The sequence below is a fragment of the Tabrizicola sp. T46 genome, assembly GCF_057219895.1.
On sequence record NZ_JBXVVV010000002.1, the window covers coordinates 881,206 to 899,536 of the forward strand.

The 18,331-nt window shown below is 66.0% G+C and carries 21 protein-coding genes; 12 read left to right on the forward strand and 9 right to left on the reverse strand.

Translation table 11 applies throughout. The annotated features are described in order from the left end of the window. The first annotated feature begins 100 nt into the window (after window positions 1-100). From yajC to AC2D9V_RS12020, 4 genes are read left to right on the forward strand one after another with little or no spacing between them, the layout of a single operon-like run. Window positions 101-433 (forward strand): preprotein translocase subunit YajC, encoded by a 333-nt coding sequence (yajC, locus tag AC2D9V_RS12005; protein WP_484714299.1) that lies wholly within the window; start codon window positions 101-103, stop codon window positions 431-433. 9 nt (window positions 434-442) lie between these two features. Further along, a complete protein-coding gene (secD, locus tag AC2D9V_RS12010) occupies window positions 443-2,113 on the forward strand; it encodes a protein translocase subunit SecD (protein ID WP_484714300.1) in 1,671 nt (556 codons plus the stop codon). An 11-nt stretch (window positions 2,114-2,124) separates the two neighbouring features. Beyond that, window positions 2,125-3,096 (forward strand): protein translocase subunit SecF, encoded by a 972-nt coding sequence (secF, locus tag AC2D9V_RS12015; protein WP_484714301.1) that lies wholly within the window; start codon window positions 2,125-2,127, stop codon window positions 3,094-3,096. Further along, the gene (locus AC2D9V_RS12020; RefSeq protein WP_484714302.1) at window positions 3,096-3,452 is read left to right on the forward strand and encodes an Mth938-like domain-containing protein; all 357 of its coding nucleotides are present in this window, start codon (window positions 3,096-3,098) and stop codon (window positions 3,450-3,452) included. The genes secF and AC2D9V_RS12020 overlap by 1 nt, the downstream gene beginning before the upstream one ends. Window positions 3,453-3,525: 73 nt before the next feature. Here AC2D9V_RS12020 and AC2D9V_RS12025 read toward each other — a convergent pair whose 3' ends face one another. Beyond that, a complete protein-coding gene (locus AC2D9V_RS12025) occupies window positions 3,526-4,512 on the reverse strand; it encodes an aldo/keto reductase (RefSeq protein ID WP_484714303.1) in 987 nt (328 codons plus the stop codon). A 95-nt stretch (window positions 4,513-4,607) separates the two neighbouring features. Between AC2D9V_RS12025 and ccmA the strand changes: the two genes are divergently transcribed. From ccmA to AC2D9V_RS12050, 5 genes are read left to right on the forward strand one after another with little or no spacing between them, the layout of a single operon-like run. Further along, window positions 4,608-5,225 (forward strand): heme ABC exporter ATP-binding protein CcmA, encoded by a 618-nt coding sequence (gene ccmA, locus AC2D9V_RS12030; protein ID WP_484714304.1) that lies wholly within the window; start codon window positions 4,608-4,610, stop codon window positions 5,223-5,225. Next, window positions 5,222-5,878: a heme exporter protein CcmB gene (gene ccmB / locus AC2D9V_RS12035; RefSeq protein WP_484714305.1), complete on the forward strand. Its 657-nt coding sequence runs from the start codon at window positions 5,222-5,224 to the stop codon at window positions 5,876-5,878. The genes ccmA and ccmB overlap by 4 nt, the downstream gene beginning before the upstream one ends. Before the next feature lie 55 nt (window positions 5,879-5,933). Then, window positions 5,934-6,662, forward strand: a complete 729-nt coding sequence (locus tag AC2D9V_RS12040) for a heme ABC transporter permease (protein ID WP_484714306.1) — start codon at window positions 5,934-5,936, stop codon at window positions 6,660-6,662. After that, window positions 6,662-6,820 carry a heme exporter protein CcmD gene (ccmD, locus tag AC2D9V_RS12045; RefSeq protein WP_484714307.1) on the forward strand — a complete coding sequence of 53 codons (159 nt, stop codon included), beginning with the start codon at window positions 6,662-6,664 and terminating at the stop codon, window positions 6,818-6,820. Before AC2D9V_RS12040 ends, ccmD begins: the two co-directional genes overlap by 1 nt. Continuing rightward, entirely contained in the window at window positions 6,813-7,352 is a 540-nt protein-coding gene (locus tag AC2D9V_RS12050) for a DsbE family thiol:disulfide interchange protein (protein ID WP_484714308.1), read from the forward strand. Before ccmD ends, AC2D9V_RS12050 begins: the two co-directional genes overlap by 8 nt. A gap of 173 nt (window positions 7,353-7,525) precedes the next feature. Here AC2D9V_RS12050 and acnA read toward each other — a convergent pair whose 3' ends face one another. After that, window positions 7,526-10,213 carry an aconitate hydratase AcnA gene (gene acnA / locus AC2D9V_RS12055; RefSeq protein WP_484714309.1) on the reverse strand — a complete coding sequence of 896 codons (2,688 nt, stop codon included), beginning with the start codon at window positions 10,211-10,213 and terminating at the stop codon, window positions 7,526-7,528. 194 nt (window positions 10,214-10,407) lie between these two features. Between acnA and AC2D9V_RS12060 the strand changes: the two genes are divergently transcribed. Continuing rightward, the gene (locus tag AC2D9V_RS12060) at window positions 10,408-11,103 is read left to right on the forward strand and encodes a DUF1223 domain-containing protein (protein WP_484714310.1); all 696 of its coding nucleotides are present in this window, start codon (window positions 10,408-10,410) and stop codon (window positions 11,101-11,103) included. A gap of 4 nt (window positions 11,104-11,107) precedes the next feature. Here the strand turns inward: AC2D9V_RS12060 and AC2D9V_RS12065 are convergent, their stop codons facing one another. The 7 genes from AC2D9V_RS12065 to purB form a co-directional block, all read right to left on the reverse strand. Then, on the reverse strand, window positions 11,108-11,989 hold the full coding sequence (locus tag AC2D9V_RS12065) for a lysophospholipid acyltransferase family protein (protein WP_484714311.1): 882 nt from the start codon (window positions 11,987-11,989) through the stop codon (window positions 11,108-11,110). A 5-nt stretch (window positions 11,990-11,994) separates the two neighbouring features. Beyond that, window positions 11,995-12,867: a DMT family transporter gene (locus tag AC2D9V_RS12070; RefSeq protein ID WP_484714312.1), complete on the reverse strand. Its 873-nt coding sequence runs from the start codon at window positions 12,865-12,867 to the stop codon at window positions 11,995-11,997. A 235-nt stretch (window positions 12,868-13,102) separates the two neighbouring features. After that, entirely contained in the window at window positions 13,103-14,179 is a 1,077-nt protein-coding gene (locus AC2D9V_RS12075) for a flagellar motor switch protein FliG (RefSeq protein WP_484714313.1), read from the reverse strand. A gap of 71 nt (window positions 14,180-14,250) precedes the next feature. After that, complete coding sequence (locus AC2D9V_RS12080; RefSeq protein WP_484714314.1) at window positions 14,251-14,418, reverse strand: hypothetical protein; 168 nt, start codon at window positions 14,416-14,418, stop codon at window positions 14,251-14,253. A 29-nt stretch (window positions 14,419-14,447) separates the two neighbouring features. Beyond that, a complete protein-coding gene (locus AC2D9V_RS12085; protein WP_484714315.1) occupies window positions 14,448-14,981 on the reverse strand; it encodes a hypothetical protein in 534 nt (177 codons plus the stop codon). 177 nt (window positions 14,982-15,158) lie between these two features. Next, window positions 15,159-15,443 (reverse strand): amphi-Trp domain-containing protein, encoded by a 285-nt coding sequence (locus tag AC2D9V_RS12090; RefSeq protein ID WP_484714316.1) that lies wholly within the window; start codon window positions 15,441-15,443, stop codon window positions 15,159-15,161. Window positions 15,444-15,559: 116 nt separating this feature from the next. Continuing rightward, window positions 15,560-16,870, reverse strand: coding sequence for an adenylosuccinate lyase (purB, locus tag AC2D9V_RS12095; RefSeq protein WP_484714317.1), 1,311 nt, complete (start codon window positions 16,868-16,870; stop codon window positions 15,560-15,562). Between the two features lie 73 nt (window positions 16,871-16,943). On the opposite strand from purB, the gene AC2D9V_RS12100 reads away from it, so the two are divergent. Both AC2D9V_RS12100 and AC2D9V_RS12105 read left to right on the forward strand, forming a co-directional pair. Then, a complete protein-coding gene (locus AC2D9V_RS12100; RefSeq protein WP_484714318.1) occupies window positions 16,944-17,285 on the forward strand; it encodes a hypothetical protein in 342 nt (113 codons plus the stop codon). 118 nt (window positions 17,286-17,403) lie between these two features. Beyond that, window positions 17,404-18,321, forward strand: coding sequence for an endonuclease/exonuclease/phosphatase family protein (locus AC2D9V_RS12105; protein ID WP_484714319.1), 918 nt, complete (start codon window positions 17,404-17,406; stop codon window positions 18,319-18,321). Window positions 18,322-18,331: the final 10 nt, after the last annotated feature.

Below are 18,331 nucleotides of genomic sequence, written 5' to 3' on the forward strand. Positions count from 1 at the left end.
GCGAAAGGGCTTACATCACCGCGCAATCGACCGGGGCGGCGCTGCTGTCCCATGCCCGCCCTGACCCGCCGGCCTGCCCGGCACGCCCGAAAGGATGCCCATGTTCTTCAGCCCCGCCTTCGCCCAGGCCGCCGGTGCCACGCCCTCTGCCGGTGCCGCCTTCGCCCAGTTCCTGCCGATCATCCTGATCTTCGTGATCTTCTACTTCCTGCTCATCCGTCCTCAGCAGAAGAAGATGAAGGAACACCGCGCGATGGTCGACGCCCTGCGCCGCGGTGACCAGGTGGTGACCTCTGGCGGGATCGTCGGCAAGGTCTCGAAGGTCCAGGAAGACAACATGGTCGAGGTCGAGATCGCCGAGGGCGTGAAGGTCAAGGTGATCAAGCACACGATCACCCAGGTCCTGAACAAGACCGAACCGGCCGCAAGCTAAGGCCCTGACATGCAACCGATGGCGCTGTGGAAGCGCACGCTTATCCTTCTGATCTGCGCCTGGGGCATCATCGGGGCGATCCCGAACCTTTTCTACGGCAATGTGGAGCGGCACAATGACGCCGCCGCCGCGATCGAGGCCGCGAATGGCGTCATGACGCCCGAGCAGGAGGCGGACCTTGCCCTCTGGCCGTCCTTCCTGCCCTCGGCGCTGATGAACCTAGGCCTCGACCTTCGGGGCGGGGCGCATCTTCTGGCCGAAGTCCAGGTCGATGATGTCTACAAGACCCGCATCGACGCGCTCTGGCCCGAGGTGCGCGACGCGCTGCGCGAGATCCGCGATCAGGTCGGCAACGTGCGCGAAATGCCCTCGGGCGACCCCGCGGTGCTGCGCGTCTCGATCACCAACCCCGAGGCGATGCCGGCCGCGCTCGAGGCCGTAAGCGCGCTGAATGACAGCGTCGTCAGCCTGACCGGGGTCGGGGAAAGCACGCTCGACATCACTTCGCAGGGCAACGAGATCACGATCCAGCTCTCCGAGGCTGAAAAGCAGGCGACCGACGGCCGCACCATGCAGCAGTCGCTGGAAATCATCCGCCGCCGGATCGACGAGGTCGGGACCCGCGAGCCCACGATCCAGCGCCAGGGCGCGGACCGCATCCTGATCCAGGTGCCCGGCATCGGCTCGGCTGCGGAACTGAAATCGCTCATCGGCACCACGGCGCAGCTGACCTTCAATGCCGTCGTCAGCCGCACCACCGATGCCGGCGCTCAACCGGGCCCGCGGCAGGTCATCCTGCCCTCGATGGACGAAAGCGGCGTCTACTACATCGTCGAACAGACCCCGGTCGTCTCGGGCGAGGAGCTTGTAGATGCCCAGCCCTCCTTCGACCAGAACGGCCAGCCTGCGGTCAGCTTCCGTTTCGATACCACCGGTGCGCGCAAGTTCGGCGATTACACCGCCGCCAACATCGGCGCACCCTTCGCGATCGTTCTCGACAACGAGGTGATCTCCGCCCCGGTGATCCAAAGCCATATTCCAGGCGGCTCGGGCATCATCACCGGCACCTTCACGGTCGAGGAATCGACCGAGCTTGCAGTCCTCCTTCGCGCGGGCGCCCTTCCGGCCGAGATGACCTTCCTCGAGGAACGCACCGTCGGCCCCGAACTCGGCGCCGACTCGATTGCGGCTGGCCGCATCGCCGCCCTTGTCGCAGGAGTGGCGGTGATGATCTACATGGTGGCGAGTTACGGCCTTTTCGGGGTTTTCGCCAATATCGCCCTTGCGATCAACGTGGCCCTGATCTTCGCGGCGCTCTCCGCCGTTGGCGGCACCCTGACCCTACCCGGCATCGCCGGGATCGTGCTGACCATCGGCATGGCCGTCGACGCGAACGTGCTTGTCTTCGAACGCATCCGTGAGGAATTGCGATCACAGAAGAACCCCGCCCGCGCCATCGAGCTTGGCTACGAACGCGCGCTCAGTGCCATCATCGACGCGAACATCACCACCTTCATCACCGCCGTGGTCCTGTTCCTTGTCGGCGCAGGCCCGGTGCGCGGCTTTGCCATCACGCTTGGCATCGGCATCATCACCTCGGTCTTCACGGCGATCTATGTGACGCGCGTGATCGTCGAAATCTGGTATCGCCGGCGCCGGCCGGCCACCGTCACGGTGTAGGGGGAAAGATCATGGCTTGGCGTTTCCGACTTGCCCCCGAAAAGACCAACATCGACTTCTTCAAGTTCCAGTGGCTGACCTTCGGCGGCTCGATGATGCTGACGGTCCTGTCCATCGTCCTCTGGGCGGTGATGGGCCTGAACTTCGGCATCGACTTCCGCGGCGGCACCACGATCCGCACCGAGGCGACCCAACCGGTCGACGTCGCCGCCTACCGCGAGGCGCTCTCGGGCATGGAACTCGGTGACGTTGCGATCACCCAGGTCTTCGACCCCTCGTTCCGCGAGGACCAGCATGTCGCGCAGGTCCGCATCGCACCCCTTGACGGGGTCGAGGCGGTGACACCCGAAACCATCGCCGAGGTCGAGGCGCGGCTGCAAGTGGTCGATCCCTCGATCACCTTTCCTTCGGTGGAATCGGTCGGCCCCAAGGTGTCGGGCGAGCTGATCTGGAAGGCGATCACCGCGATGGTCGCGGCCAGCCTCTGCATCGGCATCTACATCTGGATGCGGTTCGAATGGCAATTCGCCGTTGGCGGCATCGTGGCGCTGATCCATGACATCTTCATCGTCATCGGGGTCTTTGCCCTGTTCCAGCTCAAGTTCGACCTGACGATCATCGCCGCCCTCCTGACGGTGCTTGGTTATTCGATCAACGACACGGTGGTCGTCTTCGACCGGCTCAGGGAAAACCTGCAGAAATACAAGACGATGCCCCTTCGTGACGTGATGAACCTCTCGGTCAACGAAACCCTCAGCCGCACGCTCATGACCTCGGTCACCACGCTGGTCGCGCTGGGGGCCATGCTGATCTTCGGCGGCGACGTGATCCGCGGCTTTGCCTTCGCGATCTTCGTCGGCGTGGTGCTGGGCACCTATTCCTCGATCTTCGTGGCCAAGAACCTGGTGCTGTTCATCGGGCTTGACCGTTCGGACAAACCGAAGAAGGCCAGCAAGAACGAATTCGCCGACGTGGACGCCTGATGCGCCTGACCGAGGTCACCTATGGCGCGGCCAAGGCGATCGAGGGCTACGGGCCGGGCTTCTTCCGCGTGGCGGGCCACGTCCTGCGCGGCCCCTGCCTGATCACCCCCTGGGACGCCGGCCCCTGGGGCGGGTATGGCGATACGGGCGGGCCGCTTAGCCTTGTCGGTCAGATCGACGTCCTCTTCGTCGGCACCGGGTCCAGCATCGCCCATGTCCCGCCAGCCTTCCGCGAAGCACTGGAAGGGCAGGGGATCGGGGTCGAGGTCATGGCCTCGCCCACCGCCGCCCGCACCTACAACGTGCTTCTGGGCGAAGGGCGCAGGGTCGCCGTAGCGCTGCTGCCGGTGGCCTAGCACTCCGGAGTTTTCAAGAACTCCGGACCGGAGCCTTCAAAGGCTCCGATGCGATTTCTTCGAAGAAATCACTCTACCACGACCCGTGCACATGCGCCTTGATCCGGCGCGCATAGACCTCTCGTGCCGCCTCCATCACCGCCGGGGACAGGGGCGCCAGCCCAGCCGCCACCGCATTCGCCCGCGCCTGCGCCGGCGATTTCGCCCCGGGGATCACCACCGTCACCGCGTCTTCCATCAGGATCCAGCGCAAGGCAAAGGCCGCCATCGTCACCCCGGCCGGCACCAGCGCGCGCAGCTCTTCTACCGCCTCCAGCGCCACGTCGAATGGAACGCCCGAGAAGGTCTCACCCTTGTCGAAGGCCTCGCCGTTGCGGTTGAAGCTGCGGTGGTCATCCGCCGCGAACTGGCTCTCCTTCGTCATCTTGCCGGTCAGAAGACCCGAGGCCAGCGGCACCCGCGCGATGACCGCGACATTCGCGGCCCTGGCTTCGGGGAAGAACACCTCTGCCGGTTTCATCCGGAACATGTTGTAGATGATCTGCACCGACACCACGCCCGGTTGCCGGATCGCGGCGCGGGCTTCCTCTACCGTCTCCACCGAAACGCCATAGTCGGCGATCTTGCCCTTGGCCTTGATCGCCTCCAGCGCGGCAAAGACCGACGGGTCCGAGAATACCGGCGTCGGCGGACAGTGAAGCTGCACAAGGTCCAGCCGCTCCACCCCAAGGTTCACCAGTGACCGGTCGATGAAGGCTTCAAGGTTAACGGCATTGTAACCTTCCGCTACGTGCGGGCTCAGCCGCCGCCCGGCCTTGGTCGCAACGTAAGGCCGATCGCCGCCACGTTCGGCCAGCACCTCGCGGATGATCCGCTCGGACCGTCCGTCGCCATAGACATCGGCCGTGTCGATGAAGGTCATCCCCTCATCCAGCGCGGCGTGCAGCGTTGCCTTGGCGTCCTCCAGGGTGACCTCGCCCCAGGTGCCGCCGATGGCCCAGGCGCCGAAGCCCAGCCGTGTGGTCATGCGGCCGGTCCGGCCGAAGGGAATGCTCTGCATGGGTGTCTCCTCGTTCGCGGCCTTAGATAGGGCGGCGCGCCCGCATTGACCATTCCCCTTTTCGGCCTGCGGCGCATGCGCTAGGGCTTTCGGCGATGATCTTGCGCGCAGCCAATCTGTCCGTCGCCCGCGGCGGGGTGACCGTCCTCTCCGGCCTCGACCTTGCGGTCGGGGCGGGTCAGGCGCTGGTCCTGCGCGGGCCGAACGGATCGGGCAAGACCACGCTTCTCCGCACGCTCGCGGGGCTGCAACCCGCCGTCGCGGGCACGCTTGAGCTCAACCCCGACGCGGTCGCCTATGCCGCCCATGCCGACGGCCTGAAATCGACCCTCACGGTGGCCGAGAACCTTACCTTCTGGGCGCAGGTCTACGGCGGCCCCGCCATCGGCCATGCCATTGCAGCGATGGACCTTGCCGCGCTGATCCACCGCCGCGCGGGCGAGCTTTCCGCGGGCCAGAAGCGCCGCCTCGGCCTGGCGCGGCTTCTCGTCACCGGGCGCCCGCTCTGGCTCCTGGATGAACCGACCGTCAGCCTCGACATCGCCTCGGTCGCGCTTTTCGCCGGCGTCGTCCGTAGCCACCTGGCCAGCGGCGGGGCCGCGATCATCGCCACCCATGTCGACCTTGGCCTCCCCGAGGCGAAGGTGCTGGACCTCGACCCCTACCGCACCCGCACGCTGGCCAGCGACGGCTTCGACGAGGCCTTCCTGTGAGGGCGCTCCTCCTCCGCGACCTGCGCCTTGCCTTCCGCTCGGGCGGCGGCTTCGGGCTGGGGCTGGCCTTCTTCCTGATCCTCGCCGTCCTCGTCCCCCTTGGCGTCGGGGCCGAAGGCGGCACTCTCGGCCGCATCGCGCCCGGCATCCTCTGGGTCGGCGCACTCCTCGCCTGCCTCCTCTCGCTCGACCGCATCTTCGCGCTCGACCATGAGGACGGCTCGCTCGACCTTCTGGCCACCTCTCCCCTACCGCTGGAAGGGGTGGTCGCCATCAAGGCCCTGGCGCACTGGCTGGTCACCGGCCTGCCGCTGACCCTCCTCGCACCCGGCCTTGGCGTCCTTCTGAACCTTGCGCCCGGTGCCTATGGCTGGCTGGTCCTAAGCCTCCTCCTTGGCACGCCCACGCTTTCCATTGTCGGGGCCTTCGGGGCGGCGCTGACCGTGGGCCTCCGCCGTGGCGGGCTTCTCCTCAGCCTCCTCGTCCTGCCGCTTTACGTCCCCACCCTGATCTTCGGGGCCGAGGTGGTGCGTCGGGGCGCCGAAGGCATGGCCCTTGGCACCCCCCTTGCCCTCCTCGCCGCGATCAGCCTTGGGGCGGCCGCGCTCCTCCCCTTCGCGGCGGCGGCAGCACTCCGCGTCAATTTGCGCTAGGGTTTCGCGTGATGGTGAGTTGAGGACGCGCACAGGAAAGGATAGTCAGCGGCCCATGTCGATCTGGGAATACGCCAACCCGAAGAAGTTCATGCAGACCTCGGCCTGGGCGCTGCCCTGGGTGATCGGGCTGACCGTGGCCTGCCTTCTGGTCGGGCTGGCCTGGGGCTTCTTCTTCACGCCCGACGATTTCCGCCAGGGCTCGACGGTCAAGATCATCTACCTCCACGTCCCCGCCGCGATGATGGCGATCAACGCCTGGGTGATGATGCTGGTGACCTCGCTGATCTGGATCATCCGCCGCCACCATGTCTCGGCGCTGGCCGCCAAGGCCGCCGCCCCCGTGGGGCTGACCTTCACGCTGATCGCCCTTGTCACCGGGGCACTCTGGGGCCAGCCGATGTGGGGCACCTGGTGGGCCTGGGACCCGCGGCTGACCTCGTTTCTGATCCTGACGCTCTTCTACTTCGGCTACATCGCGCTTTGGGAGGCGATCGAGGATCCCGACACCGCCGCCGACCTGACCTCGATCCTCTGCCTTGTCGGATCGGTCTTCGCGCTTCTGTCCCGCTATGCGGTGAATTTCTGGAACCAGGGGCTGCATCAAGGGGCCTCGCTTTCCCTCGACAAGGAAGAGAACATCTCGGACGTCTTCTGGCTGCCGCTTCTGGTCTGCATCGCGGGCTTCGTCCTTCTCTTCGTCACCCTCGTCCTGATGCGGACACGGACGGAGATTCGCGCCCGCCGGCTGAAGGCGCTTCTGGCGCGGGAGCGGGTGGCGTGATGCCGGATCTTGGGGAATACGCGGGCTTTGTCCTCTGGTCCTATGCGGTCAGCTTCCTGCTGATCCTGGGGCTTCTGGTCCTCTCGTTCTGGCAGCGGGGCCGGGTCAAGCGGGCGCTGGAAGAGGTCGAGGCGCGGCAGGAGAAGACGGATGGCTAAGTGGCTCATGGTGCTGCCCCCGGTCCTTTTCGCGGGGCTGGCGGGGATGTTCTATTTCGGCATGTACCGCGAGGGGGCGGGGGAGCTGCCTTCGGTCTTCGTGGGCAAGGCTGCCCCGGTCCTGCCGGCCACGGGCCTGCCGGGCATTCCGACCCTCACCGACGCCGACCTTCGGACCGGCGAGGTCACCGTGGTGAACTTCTGGGCCACCTGGTGCCCGCCTTGCCGGGCCGAGCATCCTGTGCTTCTGGAAATGGCCGCGAACGGGGTGCGGGTCGCGGGGGTCAACATCATGGATGACGACGCGAAGGCGGTCGCCTACCTTGCCGAGGAAGGCAATCCCTTCATTGGCGTCGCGACCGATCCGAACGGGCGGAACCGGGTGGAATGGGGCGTGACGGCACCGCCCGAGACCTTCATCGTTGGCGGGGACGGGAGCGTCCTTTTCCGCTTCGTCGGGCCCCTGATCGGGACTGACTATGAAACCCGGTTCATCCCGGAACTGGAAAAGGCGCTGGCCGGCCAGAGCTGACCACAGTGGTCAAGTCACGAAAGTCACGCGATTTCAGACGCTTGTCCGTGGACGTTAGGATTCTGGTAACTTGTTGACCACGGGATCATCGGCGGCGCAGGGTCTCTGCGCCGCCCGATTCTTCTGCGAAAAATCGGTGACCTGATCCTTCGCAGAAGGATCGTATCCGCCGCTTACGAGGCCGCGAGGTTCCGCAGCACGTAGTGCAGCACGCCGCCGTTCTCGACATACTCGATCTCGATCGCGGTATCGATCCGGCACTTGATCTGGATCGTCTTCTCGCGGCCGTCGGCATAGCGGATGTGGCAGGGCACAAGGCTGAGCGGCTTCAGGTCGCCGTCGAGCCCCTCGATCGAGATCACCTCGTCGCCCTTGAGGCCAAGGGTCTTGCGGGTCTCGCCGGGCAGGAATTCGAAGGGGATGACGCCCATGCCGACGAGGTTCGACCGGTGGATGCGTTCGAAGGACTCGGCGATCACCGCCTTGACGCCCAGAAGGGCCGTGCCCTTGGCCGCCCAGTCGCGGCTGGAGCCGGCACCGTATTCGATGCCGCCGATCACGACCAGCGGTGTCCCCTGCGCCTGCCAGGCCATCGAGGCCTCGAAGATGCTCGTCTGCTGACCGTCCGGCCCCTTGGAAAAGCCGCCCTCCACCCCATCCAACATCTCGTTCTTGATGCGGATGTTGGCGAAAGTGCCGCGCATCATCACCTCGTGGTTGCCGCGCCGGGCGCCGTAGCTGTTGAACTCCGACACCGGCACGCCGCGCTCGGTCAGGTATTTCCCAGCCGGAGTCGTGGCCTTGAACGACCCTGCGGGGCTGATGTGGTCGGTCGTGATCATGTCGCCGAGTAGGGCGAGGATCCGCGCGCCAGTCACGTTCCTGATGACGCCCGGGGTCTTCGACATGCCCTGGAAATAGGGTGGGTTCTGGATGTAGGTCGAGGTGGGCGGCCAGTCATAGGTCTCGCTGTCTGTGACCTCGACACCCTGCCACTTCGCGTCGCCCTTGAAGACATCGGCATACTTCTTCTGGAAGGCGGCGCGGGTGACGGTGGCGTGCACGAGGTCCGCGATTTCCTTGTTCGTGGGCCAGATGTCTTTCAGGTAGACGGGCTTGCCGTCTTTCGACGTGCAGAGGGGCTCGGAGGTGAGGTCGATGTTCATGTCACCGGCCAGCGCATAGGCCACGACCAGGGGCGGCGAGGCGAGATAGTTGGCGCGGACGTCCGGGCTGATGCGGCCCTCGAAGTTGCGGTTGCCCGACAGGACGGCGGCGGCGACAAGATCACCTTCCGCGATTGCCGCCGAAATCTCGGGCTGCAGGGGGCCGGAGTTGCCGATGCAGGTGGTGCAGCCATAGCCGACAAGGTTGAAGCCCACGGCGTCAAGGTCTTCCTGCAACCCGGCGGCGTTCAGGTATTCGCTGACGACCTGCGATCCCGGCGCAAGCGAGGTCTTCACCCAGGGCTTGCGGTTCAGCCCCAGCGCGCGCGCCTTCCGCGCCACCAATCCCGCGCCGATCATGACGTAGGGGTTCGAGGTGTTGGTGCAGGAGGTGATGGAAGCGATCACCACCTTGCCCGAGGACATGGCGTAATCCTCGCCCTTCACCGGCACCGAGGTGCCCATCGGGCGCTTGAAGCTCGCGTCCATCTCCTTGGCGAAGCTCGATTTTGCATCCGTCAGCGGCAGGAAGTCCTGCGGGCGTTTCGGGCCCGAGATGGCCGGCACGATGGTCGACATGTCGAGGTGAAGGGTCGAGGTGTAGACCGGATCGTAGGCCTCATCCCGCCACATGCCGTTGGCCTTGGCATAGGCCTCCACCAGCGCGATCCGCGATTCCTCGCGGCCGGTCATGTGGAGGTAGCGGAGCGTTTCGGCGTCAATCGGGAAGAAGCCGCAGGTCGCACCATACTCCGGGGCCATGTTGGCGATCGTGGCGCGGTCGGCCAGCGGCAGGCGGTCGAGGCCGTCGCCGTAGAATTCGACGAACTTGTTCACCACGCCGTGCTTGCGCAGCATCTGCACGACCTTGAGGACAAGGTCGGTCGCGGTGGTGCCTTCCTTCATCTCGCCGGTCAGCTTGAAGCCGACGACTTCGGGAATCAGCATCGACACGGGCTGGCCCAGCATCGCCGCCTCGGCCTCGATCCCGCCGACGCCCCAGCCAAGGACGGCAAGGCCGTTGACCATGGTGGTGTGGCTGTCGGTGCCGACGAGGGTGTCAGGATAGGCCACGACCGCGCCGTTCTGGTCGGTGTCGGTCCAGACGGTCTGGGCGAGGTATTCGAGGTTCACCTGGTGGCAGATGCCGGTGCCGGGCGGCACGACGCGGAAGTTGCGGAAGGCCTTCTGGCCCCATTTCAGGAACACATAGCGTTCCATGTTCCGTTCATATTCGCGGTCGACGTTCAGCTGGAAGGCGCGGGGGTGGCCGAATTCGTCGATCATCACCGAATGGTCGATGACAAGGTCGACCGGGTTCAAGGGGTTGATCTTCTGCGCGTCGCCGCCCAGGCCCTTGATCCCGTCGCGCATCGCGGCAAGGTCGACCACGGCGGGAACGCCGGTGAAGTCCTGCATCAGGACGCGCGCCGGGCGATAGGCGATCTCGCGGGCGCTTTTCCCGCCCTGTTTGCCCCAGTCGGAAAAGGCGCGGATGTCGTCGACCGTCACCGTCTTGCCATCCTCGAACCGCAGCATGTTCTCCAGCACCACCTTCAGGCTGGCCGGAAGCTTCGAGAATTCGCCCAGACCCGCCGCTTCGGCAGCCGGAATCGAGTAGTAGCTGACGGTCTGGCCCCCCGCGGTCAGGGTCTTGCGGGTACGGGCTTGGTCATGTCCAACGGTGACGGTCATCGGGTGGCTCCTGAAGAAGGCGGCTGCTGGCGCGCATTGTATGCAATTGTATGCCGAATATCCAGCCCCATATCCTGTCCGATCCTCCGGTTTTTTTGACAGTTCATGTCACGGCTCTCGCAAAACCTTGATTGGCGGCTGGGGAATGGGCTCCCTATAACACGGAAGACGTTCAAGGGATCAGGAAACGGATCATGCGACACTTCGTCAGCGCCGCTTGCGGCCTCTGGCTGGCGGCAGCTGCTCCGGCACTGGCCGAGGACATTGTCGTCATCGAGCTTTACACTTCGCAGGGCTGTTCCTCCTGCCCGCCGGCGGATGAATTCGTCGCGATGCTGGCCGCGAACCCGCGGGTCCTGCCGCTGGCGCTTCATGTCGACTACTGGGACTACATCGGCTGGGCCGACCGCTTCGCGCACCCGAAGTTCTCGGAACGCCAGCGCGATTATGCCCGCGCGGTCGGCAGCCGGACGATCTATACCCCGCAACTGATCATCGGCGGCCAGGACCGGATCGAGGGGTTTGCCCCAGAGGAGACCGCTGCGCAGCTGCAAAAGCACCTGTCGGTCGTGCCCTCGGTCGACCTCAGCATCGAACGAATGGGCGATACGCTGGTCATCCGGGCCAGGGCGGACCGGCCCTTCGAGGCCCCGGCGCGGGTGCAGCTGGTGCGCTACAAGCCCGAGGAAACCGTGACGATCGAGCGCGGCGAGAATGCCGGGAAGACGATCACCTACCACAACATCGTGACCTCGTGGGAGGCGCTGGGCGCTTGGTCGGGGCAGGAGCCGATGGAGATTACCGTGCCCTATCCCGGGACCGAGCCCGGTGCGGTGCTTGTTCAGTCCGAAGGGCCGGCCGCGATTCTTGCCGCGGCGCGGATAGACTGAAGTCCTAACGCGGCGGCACCTTCCAGCGCCGGTGGATCCAGAACCACTGGTCCAGATGCTGGCGCACCAGCGCCTCGAGGCTGTCGTTCAGCGCCTGGGTCATCTCTTCCGGCGTGCCGGCCGGAATCGGCGGCTCGACGATGATGTCGAAGGACAGGCCGTCCGCCTTCCGCACCGCATAGGTCGGCACCAGGAGGGCATCGTACTTAAGTGCAAGTTCTGCGGCGGACAGCGCGGTCAGCGCCGGGCGGTCGAAGAAGGTCAGCTCCTCGCCGTGGCCCATGTGCTGGTCGACCAGCATCCCCAGCATCCCGCCCGACCGCAAATGGCGCACCATGTCCGCAAGCCCCGCCCGTCCGCGCGGGAAAAGCGGCGTGCCGATGCCCGAGATCGCCTTGACGTAGTGTTCGTTGAAATACCGGTTCGCCATCGGCATGTAGAGCGCCCCCACCCGGTAGCCCCGGGCGATGAGGGCGGCGCGGCTGGCGTCGTAATTGCCGAAATGGCCGGTCACCAGGATCACCGGGCGCCTCAAGCGATGCGCCTCTTCCAGTGCGGCGACGCCGCCGCCGGTCAGGGGCTGCGCCACGGCGCGGGCGATGAACTCGGGGCCGGAATAGATCTCGATCACCGTCCGTCCGACGTTGTCGGGCACCGCGCGGGCGATGCGGTCGACCTCATCCGCGGGCAGACCGGGCAGGACCAGCGCCAGGTTCTGCCGCACCCGCCGGCGATAGCCTGCGACCGGCGCGATCACCCGCGACATGACCCAGCCGCACAGCGGCACCCGCCACCGGTAGGGCAGGCACAGAAGCAGCCAGATCAGGCCGCGTAGCAGGCGGTCTTGCAGCCAGTGACGCAAGACGAAGGGCGGCGTGTCGGCCATGACTCTCAGCTCGGGCGGCTCGCCCTAGTTTCGCGGTGCCAGACATAAAGTCCCGCGCCCACGATCACAAGCGCACCGATCACGGTCCAGCGGTCAGGCCACTGGTCGAAAAGCAGGATGCCCCAGCCGGTGGCGAAGACGATCCCGAGATAGGCGAAGGGCGCCACGACCGAGGCTTCGGTGATCGAGAAACTGCGGATGATGCAAAGCTGCGCCCCGGTGCCGAGGCAGGCGATCAGCCCGAAAAGCCAGAGGTCCGCCGTTGCCACCGGCTGCCAGACGAAGGGCAGGGCCGCCCCCGCGACGATGGTCCCGAACAGCGCGGCATAGACCATCGAGGCCCAGACGCTTTCCTGAGCACCGATCTTGCGCGTCAGAAGCGCCGAGGTCGCGTAGGAAAGGGCGCAGAGCAGCGGCAAGAGCGCCCACCAGGTGAAGACCCCGGCCCCGGGCCGGATCACGATCAGGGCCCCGATGAGTGCCACGATGACGCCCGCCAGCCGCCGTGGCCCCAGCCTTTCGCCCAGGAAAAGTGCTGCGCCAAGCGTGATGAGCACAGGATTGATGTCGGCAATGGCGGTCGCCTCGGCCAGGCCGATATGCGAAAGCGACAGGAAGAAGAAGGTCGTCGCCCCGAACTGCGAGGCGGAGCGCCAGAAATGCAGCACCGGGAAGCGGGTCCGCAGGACCGGGCCGAGGTGATGGCGCAGGAGGATGAGGACGATCACGAGCTGCCCGGCAAAGCGCACCCAGATCACCTGCGGCGCAGGGTATCGCTGGATCAGCCCCTTCGCGGTGGCATCCATCGCGGTGAAGAGAAGGATCGCCGCGATCATCAGAAGGATGCCGCGCGTGGGGGAGTGGGCCGGGGTATGCATCGCGCCGGGAAGCTAGAGGGACCGGGGCAGGGCGGCAAGGGGCGGCGGCGTCCCCACGATCCTTCGACGAAGGATCGCAGACGATCTTTCTGCGAAAGATCGATCCGTCCTGTCAGGGCCAGCCGATTGCCCCGCACAGAATGGACGCATCCATCAGTCGGGCAGGCCTGCCGCCCGGGTCCCGGTTTTCGCAGAAAACCGGTGCGTCGCAGCGGTCCGGCGCTGACCGGGCGCCTCACTCCTCCTCGGGCTGGATCAGCGTCACCTCCCCGCTGGCCTCCAGTGTCCGGATCGCGGTGATGATCGCGGCCATCGCCTCTTCGCCGTCCTTTTCCTTCACCTTGCCGCGCGTCGCCATCTCTTCCCGCAAGCCCTGCGCCAGCCGCTGCGAGATGTTGGCCAGAAGGAACTCTGCCGCTTCCTCAAGCCCCGGCTTGCCCTGCGCGGCCGTCAGCGCCGTGACCAGCACCGGTTGTTCGACCAGCCGGGTGATCTTCGGCGCGTCGCGCGGGGCGAGACGCGCCGGGATATGGACGAAGGTGAAGATCGCGCGCCGCACCTCGGCGGCAAAGCCCGCATCCTCCGCCTCAAGCCCCTGCAGCACGTCCTCGCGCGTTGTCGCGGGCGAGACGTTCAGGATCGCCCCCACCCGTTCGACCGGACCTGCGTCGAAGGCGCGGGGCGGCTGGTTGTCGAGATCGGCGAGGAGGGCCGCCCCGATCCGCCGCACGGTTTCGGGATCGACATTGCCGGTCTGCGACACCGCATAGGCCAGCCGCCGCGCCCGGTCGCCGGGCAGCCGGCCCAGGATCTCGGCGGCCTTGGCCACCGGCAGTTTCGACAGCATCACTGCGCCTACCTCGGCCGCCTCGTCCTGCAGGATCGGCATCAGCCGGTCGACGGGCAGGGCGATGATCCGCTCCCACGGGTCGATCTTCGAGGAGGTGGAGGCCATGCGGCGCAGGCGCGAGGCGGCCGATTGCGAGATATGCCCGTCCATCATCGTCAGCGCCCCCTCGATCCCGCCGGGAAAGGAAAGGCCGACCGATTCAAGCTCGGCCATGAACTCGGCCACCACCTCGTCGAGCGTGGTCCGGTCGATCAGCCTCATCTGCCCCATCTGCTCGGCCAGGGCGGCCTGCATGTGTTCAGGGAGCGATGCGAGGGGAAGGGTGGTGCCTTCGGTCAGAAGATAGCGGACGATCACCGCAGCCTTCTGCCGGGGGGTCAGAACCCGCCGCACCGGGCCTATGGAGGTGACGGCGCGACGGTCAGGGAAAAGCCGCGCAAGCGGCACGATGTCTTTGGTCATGCGAAGCCTCAGCCGATTCCCCGACAGAAGCTTCGCGGTTCCGGGTTAACGCGGCCTTAGCCGCGCCCGCCTCAGCTCGACGGGTTTTCGACGCAGGCGCCCTTCGCCGCATCCCAGGTCGAGCCCGGCATGCAGGACGAGGCGGTTTCCGCCTTCACCTTGTCGCCGCTGCAGCCGGAATAGGCCATTGCCGGCATCACCGAGAGGGCAAGCGCGGAGAGGGTCAGTGCGATCTTCATGGGTGTCCTCCTTCTTTGGGTTACAGGGTTCAGTAGGTCGTCGTGACGCCGGTGGTGATGGCGTCGGAAAGGGCGCGTTCGGCCCAGGTGCCGCCACCGCCATTCATGCGGATCGCGGCAAGCTGAAGCTGTGCCAGCTCCATCTCGTTCATCTGTACCAGAAGCTGACCGTAGTAGCTGCGGGCAAGGATATTGGTCGTATCGAGCGCGATGGCGCGCTCATAGGCGGCGATGCCTTCCTCGACCCGGCCGGTCTGGCGCAGAAGGAAGCCCTGATAGGTCAGGACACGGGGCGTCTCACCCTCGGTCATCGTGGCAAGGATCGCCAGCGCCTCGTCGGGCCGCCCGGCATAGGCCAGTTCGCGCACCGCGCCATAGCGCTGGTCGTCGTTCAGGCTGCTGCTGTCCGCCTTGATGCAGGTCTTGGTCTTGTCATCCCAGACCTCGCCCTTGGCACATTCGGTGCTGGTCTCGGTCGGCTTCGGCGGCTCGCTGTCGTCGCTGCTGACCGCAAGCGCAAGCTGCGGGGTCAGGGCAAGGGCGGCGGCAAGGATCATGCGCATCGGACGACCTTTCGGCAATTTCACGAAAGGTAGCACAGTCGCCGCGCATTCAAGCGGCAATTGTTGCGGCAGGCCGCCGCAGCCGGATCACGCTTCCGTCAGATGCCCGAACTTTGTGCCCCCGCCCGACCTGCCCGGCCTGCCGGGAGCGGCGGGGGCGTCCGGATCGGCGCGGGATCAGGCAGGGACGGCCTCGGCCCTGTCATCTTCCGGCTCGTCATCCTCATCACCCTCGTCGTCCTCGTCGGTCATCGTCCAGGTGATCTGGAACTCCAGTTCCACTTCGCCGTCTTCCCGTTCATGGGCCACCGAGAACTGCGCGCCTTGCGGAATCGTGACGTCCTCGCCATCGACATGGATGGTGAAGGCCTCACCTTTCTCCAGCGCATCGGCAAGGCGGCGCAGTTCGGCGACGAAACCGGCAACCTCGTGGGGAACTTCAACGTCGCGATCTTCGGTCATGGGTCACTCCTTCCATGCATGAGAGGGAGCCTCAGGACAGCCGACAAGCACGACGCCCCGGTGACGCTTGGGTGTCGTTCGGATGTTATCCGCGCGACAGCACCCGCGCTGTGCGCTCAGGACGCAGTGCCGAAAACGCGGGCGAAGATCGTGTCGACGTGCTTGGTGTGATAGCCAAGGTCGAATTTCTCTTCGATCTCGGTGGGCGAAAGGGCCGCGGTAACCTCCGGGTCGGCCAGAAGCTCGGTCTTGAAGTCGGCGCCCTTCTCCCAGACCTTCATCGCGTTCCGTTGGACAAGGCGGTAGGCGTCCTCGCGGCTGACACCGGCTTGGGTCAGGGCAAGAAGCACGCGCTGGCTCATCACCAAGCCTTTGAACTTGTGCAGGTTCTTCAGCATGTTCTCGGGGTAGATCACCAGCTTCTCGACCACGCCCGCCAGCCGGTGCAGCGCGAAGTCCAGCGTGATCGTGGAATCCGGCCCGATCATCCGTTCGACGCTGGAATGACTGATGTCGCGTTCATGCCAAAGTGCCACGTTTTCCAGCGCCGGGACCACGGCCATGCGGACAAGGCGCGCAAGTCCGGTCAGGTTCTCGGTCAGCACGGGGTTGCGCTTGTGCGGCATGGCGGAACTGCCCTTTTGCCCCGGCGAGAAGAACTCTTCCGCTTCCAGCACCTCGGTCCGCTGCATGTGGCGGATCTCGATCGCGATGTTCTCAATGCTCGAGGCGATGACCCCCAGCGTGGCAAAGTACATCGCGTGTCGGTCGCGCGGGATGACCTGGGTCGAGATCGGCTCGGGGCGAAGGCCCAGCATTTTGCAGACATGCGCTTCGACGAGGGGGTCGATATTGGCAAAGGTGCCGACCGCGCCCGAGATCGCCCCTGTCGCCACTTCGGCGCGGGCGTTGACCAGCCGTTCGCGGTTGCGCTGCATTTCGGCGAAGAACCGGGCAAAGGTCAGGCCCATTGTCGTCGGCTCGGCATGGATACCGTGGCTGCGGCCGATGCGGAGGGTATCCTTGTGCTCGTAGGCGCGGGCCTTCAGGGCGGCAAGCACCCGGTCCAGCCCCTTGAGGAGGAGGTCCGAGGCGCGGACCAGCTGGATGTTCAGCGTCGTGTCAAGGACGTCCGAACTGGTCATCCCCTGATGGACGAACCGCGCCTCTTCGGCTCCGATATGCTCGGCGAGGTGCGTGAGGAAGGCGATCACGTCATGCTTGGTGACCGCCTCGATCTCGTCGATCCGGGCCACGTTGAATTCGACGTCCTTCGCCCGCCACACCGCCTCGGCATTTTCCTTCGGGATGATGCCCAAAGCGGCCTGTGCGTCGCAGGCATGGGCCTCGATCTCGAACCAGATCCGGAACCGGGTTTCGGGGGACCAGATCGCCACCATCTCGGGGCGGGAATAGCGCGGGATCATGGGCGGCCTCAGGCTGGACGGACACGGCACGCAGCGCTTACGCTGCAGAGGGATGGCGCGCAAGGAGGCTTCGATGCGGATCAGGGTGGCGCTTCTGGCCATCTGGGCCGGACTTGGCGTGGCACCCTCGCTGGCCGAGGGTTGGGAACGCCTTGACGGCCCCGCGATCGCGGCCGCCCTTGCCGCCCGCGTCCTTGGCTATCCCGACGGCACGCTCCAGGACTTCTTCGCCGATGGCCGCACGCTTTACGGCGAAAGCTTCGGCCGGTGGGAGGTGCGCGAGGACCGCTACTGTTCCCTCTGGCCGCCCTCCGACCGCTGGACCTGCTTTGACGTCGACCGCCAGCGTATCGACATCCGCTTCACCGCCGATGACGGGACTGTCACCATCGGGCGCTACGTCGACCTGCAATAGGGCTGTCCGGCAGGGCTGGCGCTGTACGGATACCTCATTTATGCCGCAGTGATTGGATTGAAGGTCCCGGAAGGGAACGTGTCGCGCCAGTCAGGCAAGGGCGCAAAGGGAGCAGGCCGTGGCGTCGATTGACGACGAGGACGACGAAGACATCAGCGTGGCGCCGTTTCTGGTGGGAACCGGGCTGACGCTGGCGATCCTTGCGGTTCTGGGCGGGTTCCTCGGCTGGCTGCACCCGATCGGCGATTCGCTGGCGGTCGGGCGCCCGCTTGCCGTTGGCGCGGTGCTTGTCCTGGCGATTGCCGCCTCGATGCTGGGCCTCAGGGTCGCGGCCTTTTGGTCGATCCTGTTCGCCTTTATCGCGGGTGGGCCGGTGTTTTTCGCGACCCTACTGCCGGGGCCGTCGGGAAGCCTGACGCTTTACCAGAAAAACATGCGCTTCGATAACGCCGAGCTTGCCGCGCTTGAGGCTGACATCCGCCAGACGGATGCCGTGGCCCTGACCCTGCAGGAGGTCTCGGTTTCGAACCGCGCCCTTCTTGCCGCCCTTGCTGACCGTTTTCCCCACCAGCAGGTCTGCGGCGACGAACCCGTTGGTGCGGTGGCGGTCGCCACCAGCCTGACGCCCGTGCCGGAGGCGGTCGTCTGCGCCCCTGGACTTGCGGCGATGCAGGCGATCCTGCCCACCACCCAAGGCGAAACCCCGGTCTGGATTGTGTCGGTCCACCTGCACTGGCCCTGGCCCCACAGTCAGCAGGATCAGGTCGCCGGACTCCTTCCGGCGCTGGCTGGTCTGGAAGGGCCGGTTGCCATGGCGGGCGACTTCAACATGGTGCGCTGGGGCCATTCGGTGCGCCAGATGGCCGCCGCCGCACGGGTGGTCCCGGCTGGCCCGTCGAACGGCACGTTCCTCGGCTTCGCCCCGGTGCTGACCCTTCCCATCGACCATGCCTTCGCAACGGTCGGCGGTCGGATCGACCTGCGCCCCGCCCATGGGTCGGATCACCTTGGTCTTCTGGCCCGCCTCGCCCCCTGAGGGGTGCGCC